Raw genomic sequence first — 26938 nt, forward strand, 5'->3', positions numbered from 1 at the left:
CGCGCAATCTAGTCCGGCCGCCTTAATGCAGCGTCAACGGATCGCGCGAAACTGTGCTCAAGCCGGCCCGGAGCGGTCGCGAAAAGCCTCGACCATCAGGGGGTTAAGCCCGAGCTCGCTGAGTGCCTCGCGGGCGCGGGCGTTGTCCTGGGCCCGCCCGGCCAGCCGGTGACCCGAGAGGCGGTCGGGCAGCGCCGTGAGCAGGGCGCCCTGGCCGAGCCGGCGCGCCCATTCCTGGAGGTCGTTGGAGAGGAAGCGGTAGCCGCCGACGGCCATGATGCCGGAGGGTGGCGCGGTGATGCAGATCGCGCCGCTCGCACGATCGAGCCGCGCGGCATAGCCGGTGTCGACATAGTCGCGCGGAGGCTGCGCGGTCAGCGTCTCGCCGACCGGCTGCGGCGGGGCGTAGGCCGCGATCGGCACCATCGCGCCGCGCAGGCCGAGCGTGCCCTTCGGCGTCAGCAGGATCTCGCCGGCAATGGAGGAGCCCGACTGCTCGCGCGGGGCGCCGTGCGGCCCCGGCATGACCGGCACCGGCATGCCGTCCTCGCCGCGGCGGGCGCCGAACAGTCCGGCCTCGCCGAACAGATAGACATCGGTCAGCGGAGCATGCGGCGCGATCCAGGCATCGCTCGCCGCCACCTGCTCGGGCGCGCGCCACAGGCCGATGACGTTGCGCAAGGACGGCATCCGTGCCGCGAGGTCGGAATCGCCGAGCCGCAGCGCGAGCTGGGCCGGCGCGATCAGCACCTCGCATTCATGCTCGTTGATCTGCTGCTCCAGCACCTCGCTCTCGAACGGATGATGCAGCGCCAGCGCGCCGCCCGAGAGCAGCCACACGGCGAGCGAGGAGGCCAGCCCCGCGAACGACATCGGCGCGAACCCCGCCATCACGGTCGCGCCCTGCTTGATGTCGGCTTCGAGCGACATCGCGAGGCCGCCGGCGATCAGGCTGAAATGCGGCCGCGGCACCGGCCGAAAGCCTTCGGCCGTGACGTCGAAGGAGATCATCGCCGCCTTGCGGCCGTCCTGGATCACGGCGCGCGTGGTGCCGGGCGGGCGAGCGAGCACCTCGTCGAGCGAAGCCATGCCTTCGGGCAGGTTGCCGCCGAAGCCGTAGACATGTCGGATCGAGAAGGCTTCGGCGGCCGCATGCATCGCGAGGTCGGCATAGCTGACGCCGTCGACCGTGCTCATGGTGACGATGGCGCGCGCCGCGGTGCGGTTCAGCGCCGCGGTCAGCTCCGCGTGCCGCCACAGCAGCGGCAGCACCGCGACGACGAGGCCGGCGCGATGGGCGGCGAGCACGGTGAGCACGAACTCGACCGTGGCAGGCAATTGGATCGCGATGACGGAATTGGCCGGCAGGCCGGATTCGACGAAATGGGCTGACAGCGCCTCGATGGCGGTGTCGGCCTCGGCATAGCTCAGCCGCCGCGGCTGGTGCCCGGTGATGCGCGCCTTGTTGACGGGATCGAGCAGAGCGGTCGCGTGCGGCTGCCGCATCAGCGTGCGCTGAAACAGCGTGTCGAGCGTCGGCGATATTGCTGGCTGGTTCACGGCGTCACTTTGCTTGATGAGCTTGCTGCCCCTTCGACCACCAGGTCTCCGGCAAATAGCCCGAGAGCGAGGTGGCCTTGGGCCGTTCTATCCGATTCCAGCGCGCGATCCATTGCTCCGATACGTTAAACAGCGGGATTGTGTAGAAGCCCGCGATCAGGGCGCGGTCGAGCGCGCGCACCGAAGAGACGAAATCCGTATGTTCACGGGCCTCGAGCAGGGCGGCGATCATGGCATCGATCGCGGGATCCCTGGCGCCCATGTAGTTGCGGGTGCCCGGATTATCCGCGGCAGCACTGCCCCAGTAGAAATATTGCTCGTTGCCGGGCGAGAGCGACTGGTCCCAGCGATTCTGGATCATGTCGAACTCGTAAGCGAGCCGGCGCTGGTCGAACTGCACGGGATCGACCGAGCGAACGGTCGGCTCGATGCCGGCGCGTTTGAGGTCGCGCTGGAACGCGAGCGCAATGCGCTCCTGGTCGCGGGTCGTGACCATGATCTCGAAGGTGAAGGGCGCCTTGGTCGCACGGTTGCGCAGCACGGTGCCCTCGAGATCGTAGCCGGCCTCCGACAGCAACTTCAGCGCCGCGCGCAGCGTCATGCGGTCGCGCCCCGATCCGTCGGTGACCGGCAGGCGATAACTGCCGTCCATGATATGGGCTGGAATCCGTGCGGCGAACGGCTTGAGCAGCTCGCGTTCGCGCGCATCCGCCGGGCGGCCATAGGCCGACAGGTCCGAGCCGGCGAAATAGCCGGCAACGCGCGAATAGAGCCCGAAGAAGTAGTTGCGGTTGACCAGCTCGAAATCGAACAGCAGCGTCAGGGCCTGGCGCACCCGGATGTCGGCGAAGATCGGACGGCGGGTGTTGAAGACCAGGAATTCGGAAGGCTGCGGCACGCCGGGCTTGATGATGTCGCGGATCACTTCGCCGCTTCGTGCGGCTGGAAAATCGTAGCCGTCGTGCCAGCGCAGCGGCTCATGCTCGACGCGGAAATCGTAGAGGCCGCGCTTGAAGGCTTCGAACTGGCCGTTGGCCTCGCGAAAATAATCGAGCCGGATCTCGTCGAAATTGTAGAGCCCCCGGTTGATGGGCAGGTCGCGGCCCCAATAGTCGGGATTGCGGGTGAGCGTCACGCTGGCCCCCGGCTTCACCGCCGTGACCCGGTAAGGGCCGGAGCCGACCGGTGCGGCCAGCGTCGTCTCCTCGAAGGTCGCGACGTCGACTGCGTGCTTCGGCAGGATCGGCATCAGGCCGAGAATCAACGGCAGCTCGCGGTCGTTGGCCCCCGCGAGGTCGAAGCGGACGGTGAGGGGATCGGTCGCCCAGGCCTTGGCAACTTTGGCGTAGTACTGTCGGTGATTGGGGCGGCCGTGGTCGCGCAGCAGCTGCCAGGAGAACAGCACGTCCTCGGCAAGCACCGGCGTACCGTCGGAGAAGCGGGCGCGGGGATCGAGGTGAAACGTGACGAAGGTCCGGCTCTCGTCGGTCTCGACGGACCTGGCGAGCAGGCCATAGAGCGTGAACGGCTCGTCCTGGCCGCGGGCCAGCAAGCTCTCGACCACGTAGCTCCGCATCTGCTGCACGGCCAAACCCCTCACGATAAAGGGATTGAGGCTGTCGAAGGTTCCGAGAATGCCCCAGGTCAAGCGACCGCCCTTGGGCGCATCGGGGTTGGCGTAGGGCATGTGGGTAAAATCGGCCGGCATCGCCGGCTTGCCGTGCATGGCGATGGCATGGGTCTCCTCGGCCCGGGCGCCGCCTGCCGAAAGTCCAGTGACCACAGCAAGGGCGAGGACGCAGAGGCGGACGCCGGAGCCCTCGAGAAGGCGCAGGAACATGAACATCGGCACACGCTGATTCGAGGACCGGCGGGCCCGAATCCTATCACAGGGAATTTGGTGGGGCGCTGGCGCCGGGCCGGCCAAAGACGGTTGTCGGCATTGATCTTTTCGTCGGCCACGTTAAGAAGGCACCCAATCGCGCAAGAGCGTCGAGCCCGTCACTTATCCGCCTCAATTGACGGGGAGAGAGCCGCCCAAGGCGGCCAGGTTCGGCGCTTTCGGAGCGGTTCGGGCACTTCCCGTTCAGAAAGGGTTTTCCGCAATGAATTTCCGTTACTTGGCCGCGTCCGTCCGGCCGCGCGGGCGACTTCTCGCCCTGTTGACGGCGACGGTGTTGGCCGTTCCGTTTGCCGCCGAGGCCCAGGCTCCTGCGCCGGCCCCGGGCGCGCACAAGGCGGCTCCGAAAGCCGCGCCGAAGGCTGCCCCCAAGGCTCCCGCACCGGCTCCGGCGCCCCAGGCCCAGCAGGCTCCCGCCCAGGGCGCGCCGGGGCAGCAGGGCGCGGCTCAGCCCGCTGACCAGCAGATCCAGCTGATCTACGCCCCCTGGACCAAATTCTGCCTCAAGGGCCAGGACGCCAATGCCAAGCAGGTCTGCTTCACCGGCAAGGATGGCCGCATCGAGTCGGGCCAGCCCGTCATCGCGGCTGTCATCATCGAGCCGGAAGGCGAGCCCAAGAAGATCCTGCGCGTGACGCTGCCGCTCGGCATGCAGCTCGTGCACGGCACCCGCATCATCGTCGACAACAATCCGCCGCTGCAGAGCCCGTATGTGATCTGCTTCCAGAACGGCTGCATGTCCGACTACGAGGCCACGCCCGAGCTCATCAACAACATGAAGAAGGGCCAGAATCTCGTTGTCCAGGCGATCAACGCCAACGGCGCACCGCTGACCCTGCCGCTGCCTCTCGCCGGCGAATTCCAGAAGGCCTATGACGGTCCGCCGACCGATCCGAAGGTGTTCGAGGAAACCCAGAAGAAGCTTCAGGAAGAGCTTCAGAAGAAGGCGGACGAGCAGCGCAAGAAGCTCGAACAGCAGGGCGGCGCCCCCGGGGCGCCTCCGACTGCGCAGAAGTGATCACATCCCAAACAAGAAAAAGGCGCTCGGTTCGAGCGCCTTTTTTGCTGTCCCGTTGCTGACGGCGAATTTCAGTTCAGCGACGGATTGCGCGGGCGGTAGCCGCCCGCCTTGTCCTTGATGAAGATCTCGGCGACCTGGGAATGCCGGACCGGCTCGCCGGAATCGTCCGGCATCAGGTTCTGCTCCGAGACATAGGCGACGTATTCCGACTCCGCGTTCTCCGCGAGCAGGTGATAGAACGGCTGGTCCTTGTGGGGCCGCACCTCCTCGGGGATCGACAGCCACCACTCCTCGGTGTTGTTGAATTCCGGATCGATGTCGAAGATCACCCCCCGGAACGAGAAGATCCGGTGGCGAACGACCTGTCCGATCTGGAATTTCGCGGTCCGCGCTTTAATCATTCCCCGTCGATAGACCAGGATTGTGGCCGATGCTAGTGCCCTCATCTGGAATTAACCTTCGTTTCCGGGGCGGATAGTCCCCAAGCCTTCAGAAAACACTTCATCAATGGTCGATATCCTCAATCTGGCACTGCCTTATTTTGGCTTGATCTTCGTCGGTTTCGCCTGCGGCAAGGTCAAGTCCCTCCCGGAATCGGGCCTCGCCTGGATGAACTTCTTCCTGCTCTACGTGTCGCTGCCGGCGCTGCTGTTCGCGATCATGTCGAAGACGCCGTTTTCGGAATTGAACAACCCGCCCTTCCTGGTGGCGACCACGCTGTCGACGGTTGCAGCGTTCACGCTGGCGCTGGTGGTCGGCAAGGTCGTTGGCCGGCTGACATTGCGCGAGGCCACGCTCGCAGGTCTCTCCGGCGGCTACGGCAATATCGGCTACATGGGGCCCGGGCTGGCGCTCGCCGTGCTCGGAACCAAGGCTGCGGCGCCGACGGCTCTGATCTTCTGCTGTGACAGCATCTTCCTGTTCACGATCGTGCCGCTCTTGATCGAGCTCTCCGACCGCGACCATCCCTCGCTCGTCCATGCCTTCGGCGTCGTGCTGAAGCAGATCGTGCTCAATCCGCTGATCATGTCGGCCTGCTTCGGCGCAGCGGTGGCGGCGCTGCATATCGAGCTGCCCGTCGCGCTCGATCGCACCATTGCCTTCCTCCAGAACGCAGCCGCTCCGACTGCGCTGTTCGTGCTCGGAGTGACCGTGGCGCTTCGCCCATTCGATCGGGTGCCATGGGAAGTGCCGGGCGTGATCGCGGTCAAGCTCCTGATCCATCCGCTCGCAGCCTTCGGCCTGATGCTGGCGTTCGGTCCGTTCGCCCAGCCCTGGGCGGCCACCGCCGTGCTGATGGCCTCGCTGCCGCCGGCGCTGAACGTGTTCGTGATCGCCCGGCAGAACGACGCCTGGATCGAATCCGCCTCCGTGGCCGTGCTGCTCGGCACGTTTGCGTCAGTGGTCACGCTGACCAGCGTGATGTGGGCGATCCAGAGCGGGCGGCTGACGTTTCCTTAAGGTGAAACTGCTGGCGACCCGAACAGTGCGCTCCCTCTCCCGCTTGCGGGTAGGGGAATCGCATTTGGACGTTCAACAGAGGTCGTCATGCCCGGACCTGTCCCGGGCATCTACGTTCTCCGTGCTGCGTGGAAAGGCGTGGATGGCCGGGACAAGCCCGGCCATGACGCTGTGGGGACTGTCGGTGCCCCCCGAGGCCACACCTAATGTGCGATAGCCCTGCGCTTGCGGGGGAGCGTTGGGGAGAGGGGGGTCTCCGCGTCGGGATCGTCAAAGACTGCAGAGAAAATCCCGACGAAGCCCTCACCCGGCGCTATGCGCCGACCTCTCCCGCGGGAGAGGCGCACCGAGCCCGCCGCGAATCCATCACACGGCATCCAGCGCCGCCTGGTTGCTTGCCTACCGCCGCCACGTCGGCGTCAGCCCCTCGCGCATCGCAAACCGCCTGAGCGGGCCGATGGCGCCGAGCAGGTGCATACCCACGGCGCGGACCGGCTGGAGCGGCAGGAAATCGTTGAGCAGAGAGCGGTTGGCGATGTCGATCGCGAAAGTCCGGCTCAAAATGTCCGGCCGCCGCGCGCGGTCGTAGCGCTCGATGACCTCGTCCGCGCCGGGATCCTGTCCCGACGCGACGGCTTCGCTCGCGAGCCGGGCAATGTCGGCGGCATCGCGCAGACCGAGATTGAGGCCCTGGGCGCCGATCGGCGGAACCACATGGGCGGCTTCGCCGACCAGCGCGATGCGGTCGCGGCCGAAGGACTTCGGTCGCTCGATCGCGAGCGGGAACAGGTTGCGCCCGGGCTCCACCGTCATGCGGCCGAGGATCGAATGCGACTGCCTCTCGATCGCGGCAGACAGTTCCTCATCGCTCAAGCCGCGAAGCCGCTCGGCTTCCGCAGGCACCGAGACCCAGACGATGCTGGAGCGCTCACCGGGCAGGGGGACGAACACGCAGGGACCGTGCGGTGTGTGGAACTCGGTCGAGACGTTGCGATGCGGCCGGGCATGGCGGACGTTGAAGGTCAGCGCGGTCTGGTTCAACTCGCGCCGCGTCACTGCGATGCCGGCGGCCTCGCGGCACAGCGAGTGTCGGCCGTCGGCGCCGACCACCAGGCGGACCGAGAGAAACTGACCGGAGGCCGTGCGCACCGCGACGTCGTCGGCTTCGATGACGACGTTTTCGGCCTCCTCATCGAAGCGGATGAGGTTGGGCAACTCAGTCGCGCGCTCTTCCAGCGCCAGCATCAGCGAGCGATTGTCGATGTTGTAGCCGAAGGCGTCGAGGCCGATTTCGTGACAGGAGAACCGCACCTCCGGCGCGCGGAACAGCCGGCCGGTGTCGTCGACGAGGCGCATGAGCTCCAGCGCCGCCGCCTTGTCCTTGCAGCGCGACCAGACGTCGAGCATTTCCAGCAGGTCGATGGAGGCACCGAGCAGCGCGGTGGTGCGATTGTCGGCGTAGGGCACGCGCCGCGCGACCAGCGCGGTCCGTGCACCCGCTCGCGCCAGTGCGATGGCCGCCGCAAGTCCCGCCGGTCCGCCGCCGATCACGGCCACGTCATGGAGTGTCGATGCGTCTGTCATGGCACGACAAATGACACGCCCCGCGGCAAATTCAAGCCCGCTGATTTTGCCTGATTTTATGGCGAATTGCGATCGTGCGCCGCAATGGCGGATGTGCAAACCGGTCGCATTCTGATAGCAGGAACCATGGATACGCAGCAGGATTCCCTCAAGCCCAGACCGGCGATCCGCGCCGCGGCCTTCTCGGTGCACATCTTCACCGCGTTCGGCGCGGCGATCGCGCTATTGGCGATGCTGGAGGCCGTGCGCGAGCACTGGGCGGCGATGTTTCAGTGGCTGGGCGTCGCCCTGATCATCGACGCGATCGACGGGCCGATCGCGCGCCGGCTCGACGTCAAGAACGTGCAGCCGAACTGGTCGGGCGACGTGCTCGATCTCGTGGTCGACTTCGTCACCTATGTCTTCGTGCCGGCCTATGCGATCGTGGCCAGCGGCATGCTGCTGCCGGTCGCTGCTCCCTTGCTCGGCGTCGCCATCATCGTCACCAGCGCATTATATTTCGCCGATCTGCGCATGAAGGCCGACGATAATCACTTCCGCGGCTTCCCGGCACTGTGGAATGCGGCAGCGTTCTACCTGTTCCTGCTGCACTGGCCGCCGATCTGGTCGACGCTGCTGGTGGCCGCGCTCGTCGTGCTGACCTTCGTGCCGTTCCACGTGCTGCATCCGGTCCGCGTCGTGCGGCTGCGCTGGCTGACGATGTCGCTGATTGCGCTCTGGGCGGTGCTCGGCCTCCACACGCTGGCGATGGATTTTCGCGTCGGCACCGGCGTGACCGTCGTGCTCTGCGCCATCGCGCTGTGGATCAGCTTCAGCGACGCCTTGATCCGCTTCGCAAGATCCTTTGCATGATGCATCTGATCACCAGCCCCGAGGCATGGGCTGCGCAGCCGACCCTGACCTCGCTCGAGATCGCGCTCGGCATCGACAACGCCATCTTCCTGTCGGTGATCGTCTCGCGCATCCCGGAGCAGCAGGCGTACCTCTGCGTTCTGGGCGGCGGTCGAATTCTTCCACATGCTGGCCAAGCGCAACCGCCGGAAGACCGGCAAGCGCCCGGTTCAGGCATTCCAGGCAGCGTCGAGTTGACAAGGCGGGCGCGATGTCTTTCGCTTGCCGGTGAGAAGAGGAGGTCAGGCGATGACCAAAGCCGTCCGTGTGCACCAGGTCGGAGGCCCAGAATCCCTGGTCTATGAGAGCGTCGACGTGCCGGCGCCGGGGCCCGGCGAGGTGCGCATCCGCCAGCATGCGGTCGGCCTCAACTTCATCGACGTCTATTACCGCACCGGTCTCTACAAGGCGCCGGGGCTGCCCTTCATCGCGGGCAACGAGGCCTCGGGCGAGGTCACAGCGGTCGGGCCCGGGGTGACGCATTTCCATCCCGGCGATCGGGTCGCCTACTACCACAATCTCGGCGCCTACACCGGCGAGCGCAACATTCCATGGGAGAAGCTGGTCAAGCTGCCCGACCACATCACCTACGAGCAGGGCGCCGTGCTGATGCTGAAGGGGCTGACCGTCTGGTACCTCCTGCACAAGACTTTCAAGGTCGAGCCGCATCACCGCGTGCTGATCCATGCCGCCGCCGGCGGCATCGGCCTCCTGGCCTGCCAATGGGCGAGCGCGCTCGGCGCACATGTCATCGGCACGGTCGGCTCGCGCGAGAAGGCCGAGCTTGCGGAGGCCAATGGCTGCGATCACGTCATCCTCTACAACGAGGAGGATTTCGTCGCGCGCGTGAAGCAGATCAGCCGCAACGAGGGCTGCGACGTCGTCTATGACGGCGTCGGCAAGGCGACCTTTCCGGGCTCGCTGTCCTGCCTGAGGCCGCGCGGCATGTTCGTCTCGTTCGGCAACGCTTCGGGTCCGGTGCCGCCGTTCTCGATCGCCGAGCTCAACAATCACGGCTCGCTGTTCGCGACGCGGCCGAAGCTCAACGACTATATCGGCACGCGTAAGGAACTGCTGGAAGGCGCCGACACGCTGTTCTCCGCCGTCATCAACGGCAAGCTGCACGTGCCGATCAACCACGCCTACGCGCTGAAGGACGCCGCGCGAGCCCATGTCGATCTCGAGAGCCGCAAGACCACGGGCGCGTCGATCCTGAAGCCATAAAAGACCGGGTGCGGAATACGGCGCGCGATCCCGACAAATTCTCGGTACGGTATCAGACAGATTGTGCCTAACGCCCGATTGCGTTCACGCTTCCAGCACATCACGTTCTCGAAGTCGCCACGATTCCATCGTGATTGCGGCTTTGGGCGACTGACGTTTGGCGCGAGGGGGAGCAAGATGGCCAGCACGGCAAAGGCGGAGTTCAAGTATCCGGAAGCGTATTGCGCGCTCTGCGCGACAAGGACCCCACATCTGCACGAACGGCGCGCAGTTGCGGGGCGCATGGTGGTGCGGTCTGTCTGTCAGACGTGCAACACCGAACGACCGCAAGACGTCGGCGATAAATAAGATCGCGACCGTCGGCAGGCATGCCTTGCCGAAATGCAATGTTTGCGCCGCTCACTATGGCAGATCAGTACGTTTCCGACGAACTACGCAGCTTCATCTTGAAGCGAATCGATTCCGTGGCTCAAATCGAAGCGCTTCTTCTCATTCGATCGGACCCGCAATCGCAGTGGAGCGCAGCACGGCTTGCGAGGCGACTGTACATCAGCGAGGCGGAGGCCGCCGAAGCATTGAGCCGTCTTTGTGCCTCCGAGCTGTTGACCTGTACCGACGAAATCTACGCCCTCGACGGCGTTCCAGAGCAGAATCTCGCAATGATCGAGCAGCTTCTGGAAGTCTATTCGCGGCATCTAATCCCCGTCACGAATCTCGTCCATTCGAAACCTCGCCGCATCGGCTCATTTGCCGACGCCTTCAAATTTCGGAAGGGGTCGTGACGATGTCTGCGTTCATCTACGGACTATGCGCTGCGACATCGGCAGTCTGCGCCGGTCTGTTGCTCGCTGCATACCGTTCAGAACGATACCGACTCCTGTTATGGAGCGGCCTGTGCTTCGTCGGCCTGGCCGCAAACAACGTGATCCTGGTGCTCGACAAGGTCGTGCTGCCTGATGTCGATCTGTCTGCATGGCGCCTGTTCGTCGCACTCATCGCGATGACCATACTTCTCTACGGATTGATCTGGGACACTGAATCATGATGAATAATTTGTCCGCGGTCTTGTCCGGAGCGGTGGCTATGGCCTCGTTCGCGACGAGTTTGTTCTTCATGAAATTCTGGCGTCAGACTTCCGACATCTTCTTTCTGCTGTTCGGGCTGGCGTTCGCGATCGACACGGTCTCGCGCGCCGCTCTCGGGTTCACCGAGGCTTCCAACGAGCTCGAACCGGTGTTCTACGTGCTGAGGCTTGCAATGTTCGCGCTGATCATCGCCGCGATCACGCTCAAGAACCGGTTCCGTTGAGTGATGTCGATCAGGCTCAAGGACTTTCTCCGCTTCGGCGCTTTCGGCCTCGCCGTCGCGCTGATCGTCGCATTCGGCATTTCTCCGTTCACGGGAGGAGTCGTTCAGCAATGGTCGCGGAGCGACGTCGAGGCGAGGTCCAGGCTCGTCTTCAATACGATGCAGCCGTTTCTCGACCGTAACGTCGAGGATCAGTCATGGAATCGCCTGAACGATCTGTTCCGGCGGGTGGCGCTGGACAAGAAGATCCTGGCCGTCGGCTTTTGCAGCGAGACGGGAACGCTGGTCGCCTCGACGCCGGAAATGCCCGCGAGCTTCGAATGCGACAAGATCGCGAGATCCGAGACCGAAAGCTTTTCCGACATCGTCAGCGGAGGCCGGCGAATTCTCGTGGCTGCTTTCCCCGTCGGCGGCAGCACAGGTCGATCCTACCTCGTGATCCTGACCGACCTGAGCTTTGCGAGCGCGCGCTCCAGCCAGGTAGTGGCCTACCTGCTTGCCTCTTTGGCGGGCGTCGTCCTGGTGCTGACGGTCGGCACCATCATATTCGCGATCTTCATGCTGCGCAGCTGGATGAGTTCGCTCAGGCGCGCGGTCGACGAGGTGCGCCTGGGCAGGGCAGGCGAGCGGCTCGCGGCGAGCCGATCTGCCATCGACCGTGAGATCCACAAGCTGCTCCGGCGAACTGAAGATTTCAGCCTGACGCACCAGATCGACTGGACCCCCGGAGCACTCCAGGAACTGCTTCACGGCGTGTTGCCGAGCGCCGAGGTGCTGGTCGTATCGAATCGGGAGCCGTACATCCACAACCGGACGGATGCCGGGGTTGTCGTGCAGCGGCCCGCGAGCGGGCTGGTTTCGGCGCTGGAGCCGATCATGCGGGCTTGCGGCGGCACCTGGATCGCCCACGGTAGCGGCAGCGCGGATCGAGACACCGTCGATGCGAACGACAGGATCAGAGTCCCGGAAGGCTCGCCCGCTTATGCGCTACGCCGCGTCTGGATCTCGGACGCCGAGCAGGACGGTTACTATTACGGCTTTGCCAACGAGGGGCTGTGGCCGCTGTGCCATATCGTATTCGTACGGCCGTCGTTCCGGATCGATGATTGGCGGACGTATCAGCAGATCAATCAGCGTTTCGCGGACGCAGTCGTTGCCGAGGCGCAGACCGAGGACCCGGTCGTCCTGGTGCAGGACTATCACTTCGCGCTCGTTCCGAAGATGATCCGCCAGCGCTTGCCGCGGGCGACGATCATCTCGTTCTGGCACATTCCATGGCCCAATGCAGAGACATTCAGCATCTGCCCGTGGAGGCGCGAGATCATCGAGGGCTTGCTGGGAAGCACCATCCTCGGATTTCATACCCAGTTCCATTGCAACAATTTCGTCGAGTGCGTCGACCGTTTCGTGGAGAGCCGGATTGACCGCGAAGTTCAGGCCGTCAGTCTTGGCGGCCATGAGACCAGGATTCGTGCCTATCCCATCTCGATCGAATGGCCTCCCAACGCGCTCGCGGGAGTGCCGGGGCGGGACGAGTGCCGGGCGGAAATCCTGGCCAGGTTCGATCTTGCCGAGGGGACGAAGGTGATCGTCGGCGTCGAGCGGTTCGACTACACCAAAGGCATACCCGACCGCATGCGGGCGATCGACGCGCTGTTGACCCGCGATCCATCCTGGAAAGGGCGGCTCGTCTTCATTCAGGTCGCGGCACCGACGCGCAGCAAGCTCGGCACATATTCGCGGCTGCAGTCGGAGGCGGAGGACCTCGCATCCGAGATCAACGGCCGTCACCCGGATGGTCAGGCCCCCATTCGGCTGATCGTGCGGCACTACGAATCGAGCGACGTGTTCAAGCTGTTCCGCGCCGCGGACGTTTGTGTCGTCGGCAGCTTGCATGACGGCATGAACCTCGTCGCCAAGGAATTCGTCAGCTGCCGCGATGACGATGCGGGTGTGCTCGTGCTGTCGAGCTTCACTGGCGCGGCGCGCGAGATGTCCGAAGCATTGATCGTCAATCCCTACGACACCGAAGAGCTCGCCGCCGCGATCAAGCGTGCCATGACCATGCCCCTGGACGAGCAGGTCGAACGGATGAAGCTCATGCGACAGCAGGTCAAGGAGAACAACGTCTACCGCTGGGCGGGAACCATGCTGGTCGACGCTGCGCGCAGCCGCACCCGCGAGCGGATCGTCGCCCTGACCGAATCCGGCGAGAACGCGCATTCGATGGAGGCAGGGACGCGGACGGTTTGGCCTGCACCGCCCAGAAAGAAGCACGCCGGCGGCTGACGTATGATTTCGGGCAAATCGTCGGTTGCGGCTTCGTCCCTGAAGTCTGCGCTACTATGTCACAATGCAGACGGGGGATCGAAGGTTAGTTTCCCGACGATGCCGAGGGGTGCTTCGACCGCGAAAGCGACCGTCGTGCCGATTGCAGATCGAAGGCCAGTGCAGGATATGCACGATCCAGAGACATCGAGATCCATCCGCAGTGCCGGTGCGGTACCGTTTACGGTCCAGAACGCGCTTCTGGCGACCTTGCCTGAGGCGGAATTCGCTTTGTTGCGACCGCACCTGAAGGCGGTCCCGCTGAAGCGAAACGATATCCTCCAGGAGGCCTTGCGGTATCCGGATGCAGCCTACTTCATCGAGTCAGGCGTGGTCTCGCGCATGGTTCGAACCGCCAGGGATGGACAGGTTGAAGTGGCTGTCGTCGGCAAGTTCGGATTTGTCGGCGTGTCGCTGGTGCTCGGTACGATGCAGACGATTCAGCGAAGCGTCGTCCGTGTTCCCGGAAGTGCGCTGCGCATCGAAGCTACCGCGTTTCGCGACATCCTGCAGCAAAGCCCAGCCACACGCGAGCATCTGCTCAGATACGTGCAGGTGTTGATCGCGCTCAATGCGCAGATTGCCTTGTGCAATGCCAGGCACGAAATCTCCGAGCGCGCGGCCCGATGGATACTGCTCGCGCAGGATCGCATCGGGAGCGACCGCGTTCCCGTGACGCATGGAATGATTGCGTCGGCCCTCGGCGTCAGGCGGCCGGGGGTGTCCAAGGCACTGTCGAACTTCGAGGCGCAAGGCATCATCGAAGGCTCACGTGGCGCCATTCGAATCCGGGACATGGCCGGGTTGCGTCGGCAAGCCTGCGAATGCGAAACAATTCTGAAGGATCGCTTTCGGATCTTTCGCGACATGCCCCAACACGACCATCGTGTCATGTGACGTGGCTGCCGGAGCTGCAACGGCGAAAGCCGCCGCGCGTCATGTGCGACGGCGCCGTCTCAGACCAATGTTACGCCACGCGTCTTGCCGCGCCGGCCTTGGTCAGGATCCCGTCGAGACAATCGATCATCTCGGCGATCTCGGCTCGCGTGACGTTGAGCGCCGGCATGAAGCGCAGCGTGTCGAGCTGCGGGGCGTTCAGGAGCACGCCGGCCTCGAACGCCTGCGCAACGATGCCTGGCGCCATCGGCAGCTTGAGGTCGAGCGCGAGCAACAGCCCGCGTCCCCGCACGCCGCCGAGGCCGTGCCGCGCCGAGACTTTCTGGAGTTCGCTTTCGAGCAGCAAGCCTGTCTCGGTGACCGCCTTCAGGAAGTCGGACTTGCCGACCTCCTCGAGCACCGCAAGTCCCGCGGCGCACATGATCGGATTGCCGTTGAACGTGCCGCCCTGGTCGCCGTGCTCGAAGCAGGAAGCGCGTTCGGTTGCGAGCAGCGCGGCGAGCGGCACGCCGCCGCCGATGCCCTTGCCGAGCGTCATGATGTCGGGCGCGATGCCGGCGTGCTCGTGGTGGAAAAGCTTGCCGGTCCGGCCCATCCCGGTCTGGATCTCGTCGAAAATGAGCAGCAGACCGTGTGCCTCGGTGAGCGCGCGCAGCTGCCGCAAGAACTGATCGGTCGCGGGCCACACGCCCGACTCGCCCTGGATGGGTTCGAGCATCACCGCAACGGTGTTGTCGCTGATCAGCCTTTCGACCGAGCCGATGTCGTTGAGCTTCGCCTTCTTGAAGCCGGCGACCTTCGGCTCGAACAGCGGCTCGAACGCCTTCTTGCCCGAGGCCGACATCGTCGCCAGCGTCCTGCCGTGGAAGCCGCCCTCGAACGTAATGATCTCGAACGCGCCGCCCTTGTGCAGGCTGCCAAATTTGCGCGCGAGCTTGATCGCGCCTTCATTGGCCTCCGCGCCGGAATTGGCAAAAAACACCTGATCGAACGCACTGTTCTCGACGAGTGCCTGCGCAAGCTTGAGGCTCGGCTCGTTGTAGAACGCCGGGCTCGGCGTCAATAGCCGCTTGGCCTGCGCGGCGAGCGCGTCAGCGATCGCGGGCGGGGAGTGGCCGAGGCAGTTCACGGCCCAGCCCTGCACGAAATCGAGATACCGCTTGCGACTGTCGTCCCAGAGATAGGAGCCGGCGCCGCGGACGAACACGGCCTTGGGCCGTGCGGTGATGTCCATCAGCGCGTCATACGGATGGGTGGCGGTGGTCATGTCGTACTCCTCTGGGGGCAGGTGGAAAATGGACGCAAAAACGAGAAGGCCGCACTTTGCGGGTGCGGCCTTCTCGAAAACTGGCTGAATTCTAGTGCTTCAGCGGCGTCGTCGGACATGGCGCAACCCATCATCGTCGCGGGTGCGACGACGGAAAGCTGCGCGGCGGTGGGTCCGAGAGTTGATCATGAGGCGCGTCCCTACAGCCGAATAGCAGGACGTGTCAAGCAGGCATTTCGCGGGTCACCCGCCGAGCGTGCATCGGTCAGGTCGGATGCGCGGCTTCTTCGGGGTCCACGTCGCCCCAATCCGCGTCCGCGATCGCGGTGTCGATCAGCTCGCCGCGCATCAGCTTGAGTGGCGAATTCCAGTACAGCGCGATGTTGTGGAAAGGGTCGGTCAGCACCTTGAACACCCACACCAGGCCGGTCGTGACGTCGCGCGTGGCGAAGAGCTGGAGCATGCGCGCAAGTCCGCCGCCGATGCCGATCGCGAGCCAGAGCGTGCCGACATGCCGGATGAAGTCGAGGCGAGCGGCCGGCGCATCGAACAGTCCGAACAGCGTCGGAAAGGCGAACAGCGCAAGCGGCGCACTGCCCCAGACCAGCAGCAGCACGATCTTGCGGGCCTGATTGTAGCCGACCTTGACCGCCTCCTTGTAATCGTTGCTGACGTCGTTGACGGCGTCATAGCCGTTCGGCTCGAAGAAGAAATGTCCGGTCTGCCGCGTCAGCATCGCGAGCCAGCCGACGATGCCAGCAATGGCGGGATCTTTGAACAGCAGGGCGTAACAGCCGAGGAAGATGACGGCGCTGATCAGGTGGAGCGTCTGGTTGACGGTGCTCTGGTGGTAGAAGCGGTAATCGTCGAAGCGCTGCGTGCGCAGCATGTCCGAGAGGCGGCTCATCCTCGTTCCTCGCTCGCGTTGAAGCGCGGGCAGAGTTAGGCCGAGTCCGTGACCCCTGCGTGAATGCACTATAGTGTCACGTTGCGGTGCGCAGGCAATCTCGCATGTGGCCCCGTGGAAACCATTGCGCCGCTGGCGCGTTTGTGATCGATGTACGCAAATTGGTTCGAACCGGACGCACGGCGGCTCAGACCAAGAGTGGCGGGGACCAACGAGACAGTTTCAGCCTTGTCCGACACGTCTTACCCAATCGACCTCGACAGCATTCGCGGCGCATTTCCGCCGGGTATCGACGCGCCGCCGCTGCTGGTCGATTTCGCCGCCTGGCTCGAGGGGCGCCCCTGGGGCAGCGTCGGCTGCTTCTCCCTGCAAGGCCAGTTTTCCGATTCCGCGCCGATCGTCGACGGCAGTTCCCTGCGCGACAGGTTCTCGCTGTTCATGCGGCTGCCGGATGGCTCTGCCGTCGGCGGCTGGTATGGCGCCGGTCTCGATCGCGACAATCCGCCGATCGTGGGACTGGGGTCGGAGGGCGATTACGAATTGCTGGCGCCAAGCTTCGATGCCTTGCTCGCCAAGCTGACGTCCCGGCAGTTCGACAGCGCCTGGAGCGATCTGCGGCCGCGCGAGGATGTCGCGTGTCAGACGGTCGAGCTTGCACAATGGCTTGCCAGGCAGCCGGCTGGCGACAGGACGATATGTGACCACGGTGCCCCGGACCTGCCCGACTTCCGCGGCTTCGTTGAAAAATGGAGCAGGGATCGCGAGGATTATTGGGCCAATCACCGCTTGATGGCCGAGCTCGGCTGGCGCCTGGCCGCGCATCTGCCCAGGGGCAAGAAGCCCTGGGACACGACGCATTTCGAGGTCGCGATCGTCGGCAAGCAGTACGAGGCGCGCGTGCTTTCGCGCGGGCCGCAGGCGTTCGAGGAAGCCGCCTCGATCGAATCCCTGCTGCGCGATCTGCGCGAGGAGATGCGCCGCGCCCAACCGGAGCTCGGGCTGTGGTACGCGATGAAATTCGGCCTCCATGCCGACGGGCGCGTCATGCCGAGCTTCGAATATGATGTGCGTCCGACCATCGAGGGCGAACCGGCGCTGCTATCCGAGGCGAAGGCCGATCTCGCCCGCGCTCCGCGCCCGGAACGCTGGGTGCCGAAATGGCTGGCGTGACAGCATCCGTTCGCAATGGCGGAGTGCCTCAGAACCCCGCGACGCTGCCGTGCAGATCGTATTGGTCCGCGCGCTCGATCTTGGCCGTGACGATCTCGCCGACGCGCAACGGGCGGCGGCTGGAGAGATAGACTGCGCCGTCGATCTCCGGCGCATCGGCCTTGGAGCGGCCCTTGGCGACGGTCGGGCCGACCTCGTCGATGATGATCTGCTGCCGCGTGCCGACCTTGCGCTTCAGTCGGCGCGCGGAGATCTTCTGCTGGCGGGCCATCAGTGCGTTGTAGCGCTCCTGCTTGACCTCTTCGGGCACAGGGTTCTCGATCGCGTTCGAGGTGGCGCCGGCGACCGGCTCGTATTTGAAGCAGCCGACGCGGTCGATCTCGGCTTCGTCGAGCCAGTCGAGCAGATAGGCGAAATCGGCATCGGTCTCGCCGGGGAAGCCGACGATGAAGGTCGAGCGCAAAGCGAGATCGGGACATTCCTCGCGCCAGCGCTTGATCCGCGCCAGCGTCTTGTCCTGCGCCGCCGGACGCTTCATCGCCTTCAGCACCTCGGGGCTCGCATGCTGGAACGGGATGTCGAGATAGGGCAGCACCTTGCCCTCGTTCATCAGCGCGATGACCTCGTCGACATGCGGGTAGGGGTAGACGTATTGCAGCCTGACCCAGGCGCCGAGTTCGCCGAGCTCGCGCGCGAGGTCGAGGAATTTGGCGCGGACCTGGCGGTCCTTCCACGGGCTCTCGGCGTATTTGAGATCGACGCCGTAGGCGGAGGTGTCCTGCGAGATCACCAGCAGTTCCTTGACGCCGGCGCCGACCAGCCGCTCGGCCTCGCGCAGCACGTCGTTGGCGGGCCGCGAGACCAGGTCGCCGCGCAGCTTCGGGATGATGCAGAAGGTGCAGCGGTTGTTGCAGCCCTCGGAGATCTTCAAGTACGCGTAGTGCCGCGGCGTCAGCTTGATGCCCTGCGGAGGCACCAGATCCAAATGCGGATTGTGCGCGGGCGGCAGCGCGCGGTGCACGGCGTCCAGCACGCTCTCATATTGCTGCGGACCGGTGATGGAGAGCACGCCCGGATAGGCCTGCTCGATCGCTTCCGGTTCCGCGCCCATGCAGCCGGTGACGATCACCTTGCCGTTCTCGGCCATGGCCTCGCCGATCGCCGACAGCGATTCCTGCTTGGCGCTGTCGAGGAAGCCGCAGGTGTTGACGATGACGATGTCGGCCCCGTCATGCTTGCGGGCGAGCTCGTAGCCCTCCGCGCGCAGGCGCGTGATGATGCGCTCGGAATCCACCAATGCCTTGGGACACCCGAGCGACACGAAGCTGACCTTGGGCGCAGCCGTCTGATCCATATCTGATCTGCCTGATTGACGGGCCTGAGCTAGTCCCAATTGCCCACAATTACAACCCTTTGCAGGGCGTTCCGGCGTGCTATGGATGAATCAGCTGCCGCGAGTGAGCCATGAGCGCCGAACAGTCGCCCAAAATCGTGATCGTCGACGAAAGCCCGATTCGGGCTGCGATCCTCGAGGAGGGGTTGCGGGAGGCCGGGTTCACGCAGGTGGTCCATATCAGCGAGATGCAGAGCCTGCTCGCCCGTATTTATGCGGTCGACCCCGACATCATCCTGATCGATCTGGAGAACCCCAGCCGCGACGTGCTGGAGGCGATGTTCCAGGTCAGCCGCGCCGTGAAGCGGCCGATCGCCATGTTCGTGGACCAGAGCGATTCCGCCTCGATCCAGGCCTCGGTCGAGGCCGGGGTGTCCGCGTATATCGTCGACGGGCTGAAGAAGGAGCGCATCAAGCCCATCCTCGACCTCTGCGTGTCCCGCTTCAACGCCTTTGCCAAGCTCCAGGAAGAGCTCGAGCGGACCAAGTCGCAACTCGAGGACCGCAAGGTCATCGAGAAGGCCAAGGGCATCCTGATGCGGGTGAAGGGCCTCAACGAGGACGAGGCCTATGTGCTGCTACGCTCCACCGCGATGCGCGAGAAGAAGAAAATCGGCGAGATCGCGCAGTCGATCATCACCGCGTCGGAGATGCTGAAATGACCGTTCCCCTCCGCATCGGGTTCATTCCGCTGGTCGATGCCGCCGCCCTGATCGTCGCGGTCGACAAGGGATTTGCCGCCACTGAGGGGCTCGACGTCGAGCTGGTGCGCGAGGTCTCCTGGTCCAACGTCCGCGACAAGCTCAATATCGGCCTGTTCGACGCTGCGCATTTGCTGGCGCCAGTGGCGATCGCGTCCTCGCTCGGGCTCGGTCACGTCAAGGTGCCGATCGCAGCGCCCTTCAATCTCGGCATCAACGGCAATGCCATCACGGTGTCGCCGGCGCTCCATGCCGCGCTGATGGAGGTGATCGACGGCGATCGTTTCGACCCGATGGCGACCGCGAAAGCGCTGGCGAAGGTCGTTGCCATCAGGCGCAAGGCAGGGGCCGAGCCGCTGACCTTCGGCATGACCTTCCCGTTCTCCACCCACAACTATCAATTGCGGTTCTGGATGGCCGCGGCGGGCGTCGATCCCGATGAGGACGTGCGCCTCGTGGTGCTGCCGCCGCCCTATATGGTCGACAGCCTCAAGAACGGCCATGTCGATGCGTTCTGCGTCGGCGCGCCCTGGAATTCGATCGCGGTCGATCTCGGCATCGGTCACATCCTGCATTTCGTCTCCGACATCCTGGTCCGTGCGGCGGAGAAGGTGCTTGCCGTCCGCCAGGCCTGGGCCGACAAGAATCCGAATGTCGTTGCAGCACTGGTCCGTGCGGCGGTGAAGGCTGCCGAGTTCATCGAGCACCCAGAGAACCGGACCGAGGCGGCGCGCATCCTGGCACAGCCGGAACGGATCGGGGTCGATGCCGAGGTCATCCAGCGCACGCTCGACGGACGTTTGAAGATCTCGCCCGACGGCACCTTCCGCGAAAGCGGCCGCTATCTCCTCGTTGGACGCGAGGGAGCAGGGCGCCCGGACCCGGTCCAGGCCGCCTGGCTCTATGCTCAGATGGTGCGCTGGGGGCAGACGGCTCTGACCCCGGACGGCGTCAGGACAGCGATGGCGGTGTTCAGCCCCGACCTTTACGACGCAGCCCTCGGCAAAAAGGCGCCCTCCGAAGCTCCCGCGGCGTTCGGCGCCTTCGCCGGGCCTGTCTTCGATCCCGACAACATCCAGGGGCATCTCGAGGCCTTCGAGGTTGGCCGCTGGAAAGCCTGATTCGGGCCTGCTTTATTTTTAAGCGCGCATGTTCGTTGGCTAATGTTTGGGCTGACTGCTCGAATTTCGGGAGAGCTCTCAGACCGGCATCTCCCCGATGTTATCCTAACAGCCTGAAATAACGTCGGTTTTCATTTCGATCCAGCTGGCACGCAACTTGAATGTTGCACTGCGGCCAGCTTGTCACAGGTGCCTGCTGAGCCAAGTCCCGCAGCAACGAAGCTGATCGGACCGCAAGTAACGAAGCCGGCCCCTGAGCAGCCAGCCGAGTTCCTTGCGGGTCGCCAATCCGTCGAAGCCACTCTGGTGGCCGCAGGAGCTTCGTTACCGACCATGAAAATCGATACGCTCTCAGTCGACTTTACCGACGAGCAGAAACGCTACCTCGAAGGCTTCACGACCGGCTTGCAGATCAGCCGGGTCGGCCGCGGTCTCGGCGCGGGAGCCGGCAAGGCGAATGCCGAGCCCGTTGGTCCCGATGCCGTGCACATCAAGGCGCAGGACAAGGTGATCGCGTCGGGCAGGAAGCTCGCCGATCAGGAGAAGTTCAAGCGCGACGAGCATCCCTTCGACGCCTATCCGCGGCTGCGCCAGCAGGCGCTCGACAACACCCCGCCGAGCCCGGCGGACAATTTCCGATGGCGCTATTACGGCATCTTCTATGTCGCGCCGACGCAGGACTCCTACATGAGCCGCCTGCGCATTCCGAACGGCATCATGAAGCATTGGCAGCTGTCCGGCCTTGCCGATCTCGCCGACGAGCTCTGCGGCCCGTACAGCCACGTCACGACGCGCGCCAATCTCCAGCTCCGCGAGATCCCGCCGAAGAACGCGATCAAGCTGCTCGAGGGCATCCAGGACCTCGGCCTGTGCTCGCGCGGCTCGGGTGCCGACAACATCCGCAACGTGACGGGAACGCCGACGGCCGGCATCGACCCGCAGGAAATCATCGACACGCGGCCCTATGCGCGCGAGTGGCACTACCACATCCTCAACGACCGCTCGCTCTACGGCTTGCCGCGCAAGTTCAACGTCGCCTTCGACGGTGCCGGCAGGATCGCGGTGCTGGAGGAGACCAACGATATTGCCTTCACCGCGTACGAGGTGAAGGACGGTTTCGGCGTCGAGCCCGGAATCTGGTTCCGCCTCGGCCTCGGCGGCATCACGGGCCACAAGGACTTCGCCAAATATTCCGGCATCATCGTCAAGCCGGAGCAGGCGACCGCCGTCGCCGACGCCATCGTGCGCGTGTTCATCGACCATGGCGACCGCACCAACCGCAACAAGGCACGGTTGAAATACGTGCTCGACGCGATGGGCCATGACGGCTTTCTCAAGCTGGTCGAAGAGCGGCTGAAGACGCCGTTCACGCGCGTGCCGGAAGAGGCGTTTGCGCCACGGCCTGCGGCGGACCGCATGGCCCATGTCGGCGTGCACAAGCAGAAGCAGGAGGGCCTCAACTGGATCGGCGTATCGCTGACGCTCGGCAAGCTCACCTCCGATCAGATGCGGGGCCTCGCCAAGTTCGCGCGGGATCTCGGTGACGGCGAGATCCGCCTCACGGTCTGGCAGAACCTGCTGATCTCAGGGGTGCGCGACGAGAACGTCGAGCTTGCGAGCGCGGCCATCAGGCAGATCGGGCTCGCCGTGGAGGCCTCGCACATCCGCGCCGGCCTTGTCGCCTGCACCGGCAATGCCGGTTGCCGCTTCGCGGCCGCCAATACCAAGCGCCACGCCGCCGAGATCGGCGACTGGTGCGAGCCGCGCGTCGCAATGGACAAGCCGGTGAACATCCACGTCACCGGCTGCCATCATTCCTGCGCGCAGCACTACATCAGCGACATCGGCCTGATCGGCGCGCGTGTGCCGGTCGGCGAGGAAGACACGGTCGAGGGCTATCACCTCTTCACCGGCGGCGGGTTCGGCCCCGACGCAGACGTCGGGCAGGAGGTCTATCACGACCTCAAGGCCGAGGACGCGCCGAAGACGGTCGAAGGACTGCTCAAGGCCTACATCGCCCATCGCTCGTCTCCCGAAGAAACGTTCCTGTCCTTTGCGCGCCGCCATGACGGCGAGACGCTGCGCAAGCTGGCCGACGCACAGGTGTCCGCATGAACCAGATCACCCCTCCGCCAAAACTCGACCTCATTCCCGCAAGCGCACCGTTCTCCGATGCACAGCGTTCCTGGCTGAACGGCTTCTTCGCCGGACTGCTGTCGCCCGATGTCGCAATGCCGTTGTCGGCGGAGCAGGGCGCGGCCGTCATGCAAGGCCCGGCTGGCGACGGCGACGACGGCGAGGCGCCATGGCATGACCAGACCATGCCGATTGCCGAGCGGATGAAGCTCGCCGAAGGCCGCCCCGTACGCCGCAAGATGATGGCGGCGATGGCGCAGCAGGATTGCGGCCAGTGCGGCTACAATTGCCACGATTACTCGGAAGCGATCGCGAGCCGCAGCGAAGCACGGCTCAACCTCTGTGTCCCCGGCGGCAAGGAAACCGCGCGGATGCTGAAGTCGCTGTACGAGGAGCTCGACAAGGCCCCAGTGGCCAAATCGGCCGACAAGCCGGACGTGGCGGCGCCGGCCGTGACCGTGACGATCGCCGAGCCCGGCCGCTCACGCGACAATCCGACCGAGGCGACGTTCCTGTCGCGCCGTCTTCTCAACAAGGGCAAGTCGGAGAAGGAGACCTATCACATCGAGTTCGACCTCTCCGAGAGCAAGCTCGACTACGTCGTCGGCGATTCCTTCGGCGTATTCGCGCGCAACGATGTCGGCCTCGTCGACCAGATCATCGCGCTGCTCGGCGCCTCCCACACCACCAAGGTCAACGGCAAGACGCTGCGCGAGGTGCTGATCGACGACGTCTCGCTGTCGCCGGCGCCCGACACGCTGTTCGAGCTGATCTCCTTCATCACCGGCGGCGCAGCCCGCGAGAAGGCGCGGGCGCTGGCGCAGGGGGAGGATCCCGATGGCGATGCCGCCACCCTGGACGTCATGGCGGCGCTGCAGAAATTTTCCGGCACGCGGCCGCATCCCGAGGCCTTTGTCGAGGCGCTGGAGCCGCTGCAGCCGCGGCTCTACTCGATCTCGTCGTCGCACAATGCCACACCCGGAAGGCTGTCGCTGACCGTCGATTCCGTGCGCTACGTCATCGGCAAGCGCAAGCGCCTCGGCGTCGCCTCGACCTTCCTCGGCGAGCGCATCGCCGAAGGCGAGAAGCTGAAGGTCTATGTGCAGAAGGCGCACGGGTTCGGCCTGCCGCAGGACCCGAAGACGCCCGTCATCATGATTGGCCCCGGCACCGGCATCGCGCCGTTCCGCGCCTTCCTGCTCGACCGCAAGGCGACCGGCGCTCCCGGAAAGAACTGGCTGTTCTTCGGCCACCAGCGCAGCGATTGCGATTTCTTCTACCAGGAAGAACTCAACGCGATGAAGACGTCGGGCCAACTGACGCGGTTGTCGCTGGCCTGGTCGCGCGACGGCGAAAAGAAGTTCCACGTGCAGGACCGCATGCGCGAGGTTGGCCGCGAGCTGTGGACGTGGCTCGCCGAAGGCGCGCACCTCTACATCTGCGGCGATGCCAAGCGCATGGCCAAGGACGTCGAGCGCGCGCTGGTCGACATCGTCGCCCAGTTCGGCGCGCGGTCGACGGACGAGGCCGTCAGCTTCGTCGCCGAGCTCAAGAAGACCGGCCGCTTCCAGGCGGACGTCTACTGAGTGCTGTCACTCCAGCATCATCCGAGCCGGTTCCAACTGGCTCGGATTTGAGCGAATAAGATTCTCGGAACCCGCCGGTGGGGAGAAAATGCATCTGCGATCGGGGTTCCTGGAAGAAGCTCATCGCTATTTCAGTCGGCGTCTTGCCGGCACCCCGGGTTGATCCTTCATACTCTCGCACATGGGGCGTTGGAGATCGACCATGCGCGAACTATCGGCGGAAGCCAGGCTGCACTTCTACGCGCGCTCGCTCTCGCGTCGGACCGGGGCGAGCCTGCACCACGTTGCGCTCTACAGCGCCTTTGCCGTCATCGCCGCGATCGTGTTCGGCACACTGTCGGTACACCCGTTCTGAGGTATCGTTCCGGGGCGGCGAAGCCGAACTCAGGTGCGCAATTGCGCACCGTAGTCCGGTGCTTCGCACCATTCCGGAATGACGACGAACTTCACACCCCGCGCTTGAACGGCGCCACTTCGATCCCCGCATCCTTCAGCGCCTGACGCACGCCGCGCGCGATCTCGACCGCGCCGGGCGTATCGCCGTGGATGCAGACCGTATCGGTGCGCATCTTGATGACCTTGCCGGTGACCGAGACGACCGCGCCGTCCTGCACCATGCGCACCACGCGGTCGGCGATCGCCCTGGCGTCATGCAGCACCGCGCCGAGCTTCTTGCGCGAGACGAGGTTGCCGTCGTCCTCATAGGCGCGGTCGGCGAATACCTCGTGCACCATCGGCAGATTGGCCGCTTCGCCAGCCTTCACCAGCTTCGAATTGGCGAGCACGACGAAGATCAGGCCGGGATCGACCGCCTTGATGCCGGCGGCGATCGCCTTCGCCGTCATGTCGTCCTCGCAGGCGACGTTGGAGAGCGCGCCATGCGCCTTCACATGGGTGACCTTGTAGCCGGCGGCGGTCGCGATCGCCTGCAATGCGCCGATCTGGTAGGCGACGAGGTTCTCGATCTCCGAGGCCTTCAGCCCCGCGATCGGATGCCGGCCGAAGCCGTGCAGGTCGCGATATCCCGGATGCGCGCCGACCGAGACGCCGCGCGCCTTCGCCAGCTCGACCGTCCGGCGCATGATGTCGGGGTCGCCGGCATGGAAGCCGCAGGCGACATTGACTGAGCTCGCCAGCTCGATCATGGCGGCGTCGTTGCCCATCTCCCACGCGCCAAAACCTTCGCCGAGGTCGCAATTAAGATCGACTGTTCTCATGGGTTGCTCTCCGCCTCTGATCTTGTTGTCGCTCAGGGCTCCGCCGTGACCTGCCAGGTCCCGGCGTCGACCGCGCTGACCGCATAGCCCGCAACGTTAGCATCGCTGAGCGCCTCGATGTTGAGCGCGACGGCATCGGCAGATCGCAGGTGATCGGGCAGGCTGCGGATCAACTGCGCGAACTTGCGCGCCTCGTCCTGCGCTTCGGCCATGCTGACAGCCTTGAAGCGGAACGCGGTTCCCGCCGAGGTCTGGGCGAGACGGCCGACATCGGCCGTGATCACGGTTGCGATCTTCGGATAACCGCCCGAGGTGCCGCGGTCCATCATCAGCGCGATCGGCGCGCCGTTGCCGGGCACCTGGATGCTGCCGTTGACGGTGCCATCGGAGACGATGTTGTGGCCGTGCAGATGCCTGATCGGGGGCCCTTCGAGCCGGTAGCCCATCCGGTCGGAGGTTGCGGAGATCTTCCACTCGCTGTTCAGGAACATCGCCTTGTTGGCCTCGTCGAACTCGTCATCCTGCGGACCCAGCAGGACCCGGATCGGACCTGTCGCAGGCTTCGGCAGTTCGATCCGAAGCTCCGGCGCACCGCTCGCGGCATCGACACCGAACTCGTCGCCGGCCTGGAGCGGGCGCGGGTAGGGGCTGCCGAGGCCGGCGCGGGCATTGACCGCGAGACTGTTGAACACCGGCTCGCCTTTGATGGCGCCCTCGATCGCGAGATAGGTGAAGGCGCCGCCGCGGGCAAAACCCAGCGTCAGCGTCTCGCCGTCCTTCAGCGTCACCGATGTGTCCATCGCGACCGGATTGCCTGCGACGTCCGCATTGCGCGGTGCGCCAGCGATTGCAACGCGGACGGCGCCGCCGCGGGCGGTGAAGGTGGCACCGAAAGGGCCGATCTCGACGGCGGCCGCGAAAGGCTCGTTGCCGACAAGCGTGTTCGCCGCCGCCAGCGACAGGCGGTCCATGGCTCCGCTGACCGTCAGGCCGTAGCGTTGCGCGCCGTGGCGGCCGCCATCCTGGACCGAGCTCGCGGGCCCGATGCTGGCAACAATGAGCCGGCTCATGCGACCACCTGCTCGGCGATGATCTCGCCGGCTTCCGCAGCGCGGTCCAGTTCCGCGAACGTCTTGTGGTCGATGGCGAAGAACGTCACGCGATCGCCGGGTTCGGTGAGGAAGGTCGGATCGCGGTGGAGCTGATAGGTTCTGACAGGCGTGCGGCCGAGCAAATGCCAGCCGCTCGGCGCGGCGAGGCACTGGA

25 protein-coding genes and 1 pseudogene are annotated in these 26938 nt (G+C 65.0%); 16 read left to right on the top strand and 10 right to left on the bottom strand.

The features are described 5' to 3' along the window. Positions 1-57 precede the first annotated feature (57 nt). Together IC50_RS27760 and IC50_RS27765 are read right to left on the bottom strand one after the other, a co-directional pair. Complete coding sequence (locus IC50_RS27760) at positions 58-1560, bottom strand: class I adenylate-forming enzyme family protein (protein ID WP_035712235.1); 1503 nt, start codon at positions 1558-1560, stop codon at positions 58-60. Positions 1561-1564: 4 nt separating this feature from the next. Further along, a complete protein-coding gene (locus tag IC50_RS27765) occupies positions 1565-3406 on the bottom strand; it encodes an extracellular solute-binding protein (protein WP_035712238.1) in 1842 nt (613 codons plus the stop codon). A 259-nt stretch (positions 3407-3665) separates the two neighbouring features. Here IC50_RS27765 and IC50_RS27770 point away from each other — a divergent pair, with 259 nt between their 5' ends. Further along, entirely contained in the window at positions 3666-4478 is an 813-nt protein-coding gene (locus IC50_RS27770) for an invasion associated locus B family protein (protein ID WP_035712240.1), read from the top strand. A gap of 71 nt (positions 4479-4549) precedes the next feature. On the opposite strand, the gene hspQ is transcribed toward IC50_RS27770, so the two are convergent. Continuing rightward, a complete protein-coding gene (hspQ, locus tag IC50_RS27775; RefSeq protein ID WP_035712243.1) occupies positions 4550-4882 on the bottom strand; it encodes a heat shock protein HspQ in 333 nt (110 codons plus the stop codon). Between the two features lie 106 nt (positions 4883-4988). Between hspQ and IC50_RS27780 the strand changes: the two genes are divergently transcribed. Next, positions 4989-5942, top strand: a complete 954-nt coding sequence (locus tag IC50_RS27780) for an AEC family transporter (protein ID WP_035712245.1) — start codon at positions 4989-4991, stop codon at positions 5940-5942. Positions 5943-6341: 399 nt separating this feature from the next. On the opposite strand, the gene IC50_RS27785 is transcribed toward IC50_RS27780, so the two are convergent. Then, positions 6342-7526 carry a UbiH/UbiF family hydroxylase gene (locus tag IC50_RS27785; RefSeq protein WP_035712248.1) on the bottom strand — a complete coding sequence of 395 codons (1185 nt, stop codon included), beginning with the start codon at positions 7524-7526 and terminating at the stop codon, positions 6342-6344. Positions 7527-7610: 84 nt separating this feature from the next. On the opposite strand from IC50_RS27785, the gene pcsA reads away from it, so the two are divergent. The 8 genes and pseudogenes from pcsA to IC50_RS27820 all read left to right on the top strand — a co-directional run bounded on the left by pcsA (position 7611) and on the right by IC50_RS27820 (position 14174). After that, positions 7611-8378, top strand: a complete 768-nt coding sequence (gene pcsA, locus IC50_RS27790) for a phosphatidylcholine synthase (protein WP_035712250.1) — start codon at positions 7611-7613, stop codon at positions 8376-8378. Then, positions 8375-8509 (top strand): annotated as a pseudogene (locus tag IC50_RS43350) (TerC family protein); the annotation flags it as partial. The gene pcsA and the pseudogene IC50_RS43350, both read left to right, overlap by 4 nt. Positions 8510-8666: 157 nt before the next feature. Continuing rightward, a complete protein-coding gene (locus IC50_RS27795) occupies positions 8667-9641 on the top strand; it encodes a quinone oxidoreductase family protein (protein WP_035712253.1) in 975 nt (324 codons plus the stop codon). A 386-nt stretch (positions 9642-10027) separates the two neighbouring features. Beyond that, complete coding sequence (locus IC50_RS27800; protein WP_050991135.1) at positions 10028-10423, top strand: hypothetical protein; 396 nt, start codon at positions 10028-10030, stop codon at positions 10421-10423. Positions 10424-10425: 2 nt separating this feature from the next. Next, positions 10426-10686 (top strand): DUF5985 family protein, encoded by a 261-nt coding sequence (locus tag IC50_RS27805; protein ID WP_035712256.1) that lies wholly within the window; start codon positions 10426-10428, stop codon positions 10684-10686. Next, positions 10686-10949 (top strand): DUF5985 family protein, encoded by a 264-nt coding sequence (locus IC50_RS27810; RefSeq protein ID WP_050991138.1) that lies wholly within the window; start codon positions 10686-10688, stop codon positions 10947-10949. Before IC50_RS27805 ends, IC50_RS27810 begins: the two co-directional genes overlap by 1 nt. Positions 10950-10952: 3 nt before the next feature. Continuing rightward, a complete protein-coding gene (locus IC50_RS27815; protein WP_050991136.1) occupies positions 10953-13238 on the top strand; it encodes an alpha,alpha-trehalose-phosphate synthase (UDP-forming) in 2286 nt (761 codons plus the stop codon). 168 nt (positions 13239-13406) lie between these two features. Continuing rightward, complete coding sequence (locus IC50_RS27820; RefSeq protein WP_050991137.1) at positions 13407-14174, top strand: Crp/Fnr family transcriptional regulator; 768 nt, start codon at positions 13407-13409, stop codon at positions 14172-14174. Between the two features lie 70 nt (positions 14175-14244). Here the strand turns inward: IC50_RS27820 and IC50_RS27825 are convergent, their stop codons facing one another. Further along, complete coding sequence (locus IC50_RS27825) at positions 14245-15441, bottom strand: acetylornithine transaminase (RefSeq protein ID WP_035712261.1); 1197 nt, start codon at positions 15439-15441, stop codon at positions 14245-14247. A 265-nt stretch (positions 15442-15706) separates the two neighbouring features. After that, entirely contained in the window at positions 15707-16348 is a 642-nt protein-coding gene (locus IC50_RS27830; protein ID WP_035712264.1) for a hypothetical protein, read from the bottom strand. Positions 16349-16576: 228 nt separating this feature from the next. On the opposite strand from IC50_RS27830, the gene IC50_RS27835 reads away from it, so the two are divergent. Then, positions 16577-17518: a hypothetical protein gene (locus tag IC50_RS27835; protein WP_035712267.1), complete on the top strand. Its 942-nt coding sequence runs from the start codon at positions 16577-16579 to the stop codon at positions 17516-17518. Between the two features lie 28 nt (positions 17519-17546). On the opposite strand, the gene rimO is transcribed toward IC50_RS27835, so the two are convergent. Then, positions 17547-18872, bottom strand: coding sequence for a 30S ribosomal protein S12 methylthiotransferase RimO (rimO, locus tag IC50_RS27840; RefSeq protein ID WP_035712270.1), 1326 nt, complete (start codon positions 18870-18872; stop codon positions 17547-17549). A gap of 110 nt (positions 18873-18982) precedes the next feature. Between rimO and IC50_RS27845 the strand changes: the two genes are divergently transcribed. The 5 genes from IC50_RS27845 to IC50_RS42615 all read left to right on the top strand — a co-directional run bounded on the left by IC50_RS27845 (position 18983) and on the right by IC50_RS42615 (position 24810). Next, complete coding sequence (locus IC50_RS27845; protein WP_035712272.1) at positions 18983-19573, top strand: ANTAR domain-containing response regulator; 591 nt, start codon at positions 18983-18985, stop codon at positions 19571-19573. Continuing rightward, complete coding sequence (locus tag IC50_RS27850; RefSeq protein ID WP_035712274.1) at positions 19570-20733, top strand: CmpA/NrtA family ABC transporter substrate-binding protein; 1164 nt, start codon at positions 19570-19572, stop codon at positions 20731-20733. The genes IC50_RS27845 and IC50_RS27850 overlap by 4 nt, the downstream gene beginning before the upstream one ends. A 333-nt stretch (positions 20734-21066) precedes the next feature. Further along, positions 21067-22848, top strand: a complete 1782-nt coding sequence (locus IC50_RS27855) for a NirA family protein (RefSeq protein WP_035712275.1) — start codon at positions 21067-21069, stop codon at positions 22846-22848. Further along, positions 22845-24455, top strand: a complete 1611-nt coding sequence (locus IC50_RS27860; protein ID WP_035712277.1) for a sulfite reductase subunit alpha — start codon at positions 22845-22847, stop codon at positions 24453-24455. The genes IC50_RS27855 and IC50_RS27860 overlap by 4 nt, the downstream gene beginning before the upstream one ends. 202 nt (positions 24456-24657) lie before the next feature. Then, positions 24658-24810 (top strand): hypothetical protein, encoded by a 153-nt coding sequence (locus IC50_RS42615; protein ID WP_035712279.1) that lies wholly within the window; start codon positions 24658-24660, stop codon positions 24808-24810. A 91-nt stretch (positions 24811-24901) separates the two neighbouring features. Here IC50_RS42615 and IC50_RS27870 read toward each other — a convergent pair whose 3' ends face one another. The 3 genes from IC50_RS27870 to IC50_RS27880 form a co-directional block, all read right to left on the bottom strand. Further along, positions 24902-25672 (bottom strand): LamB/YcsF family protein, encoded by a 771-nt coding sequence (locus tag IC50_RS27870; RefSeq protein ID WP_035712281.1) that lies wholly within the window; start codon positions 25670-25672, stop codon positions 24902-24904. Positions 25673-25704: 32 nt separating this feature from the next. Next, complete coding sequence (locus IC50_RS27875; RefSeq protein WP_035712284.1) at positions 25705-26742, bottom strand: biotin-dependent carboxyltransferase family protein; 1038 nt, start codon at positions 26740-26742, stop codon at positions 25705-25707. Continuing rightward, positions 26739-26938 (bottom strand): carboxyltransferase domain-containing protein (locus IC50_RS27880; RefSeq protein WP_035712286.1); only part of this gene is annotated, 200 nt, incomplete at its 5' end. The genes IC50_RS27880 and IC50_RS27875, both read right to left, overlap by 4 nt.

It is taken from the genome of Bradyrhizobium genomosp. I (2014), from assembly GCF_000261685.1.
Classification (GTDB): Bacteria; Pseudomonadota; Alphaproteobacteria; order Rhizobiales; family Xanthobacteraceae; genus Bradyrhizobium.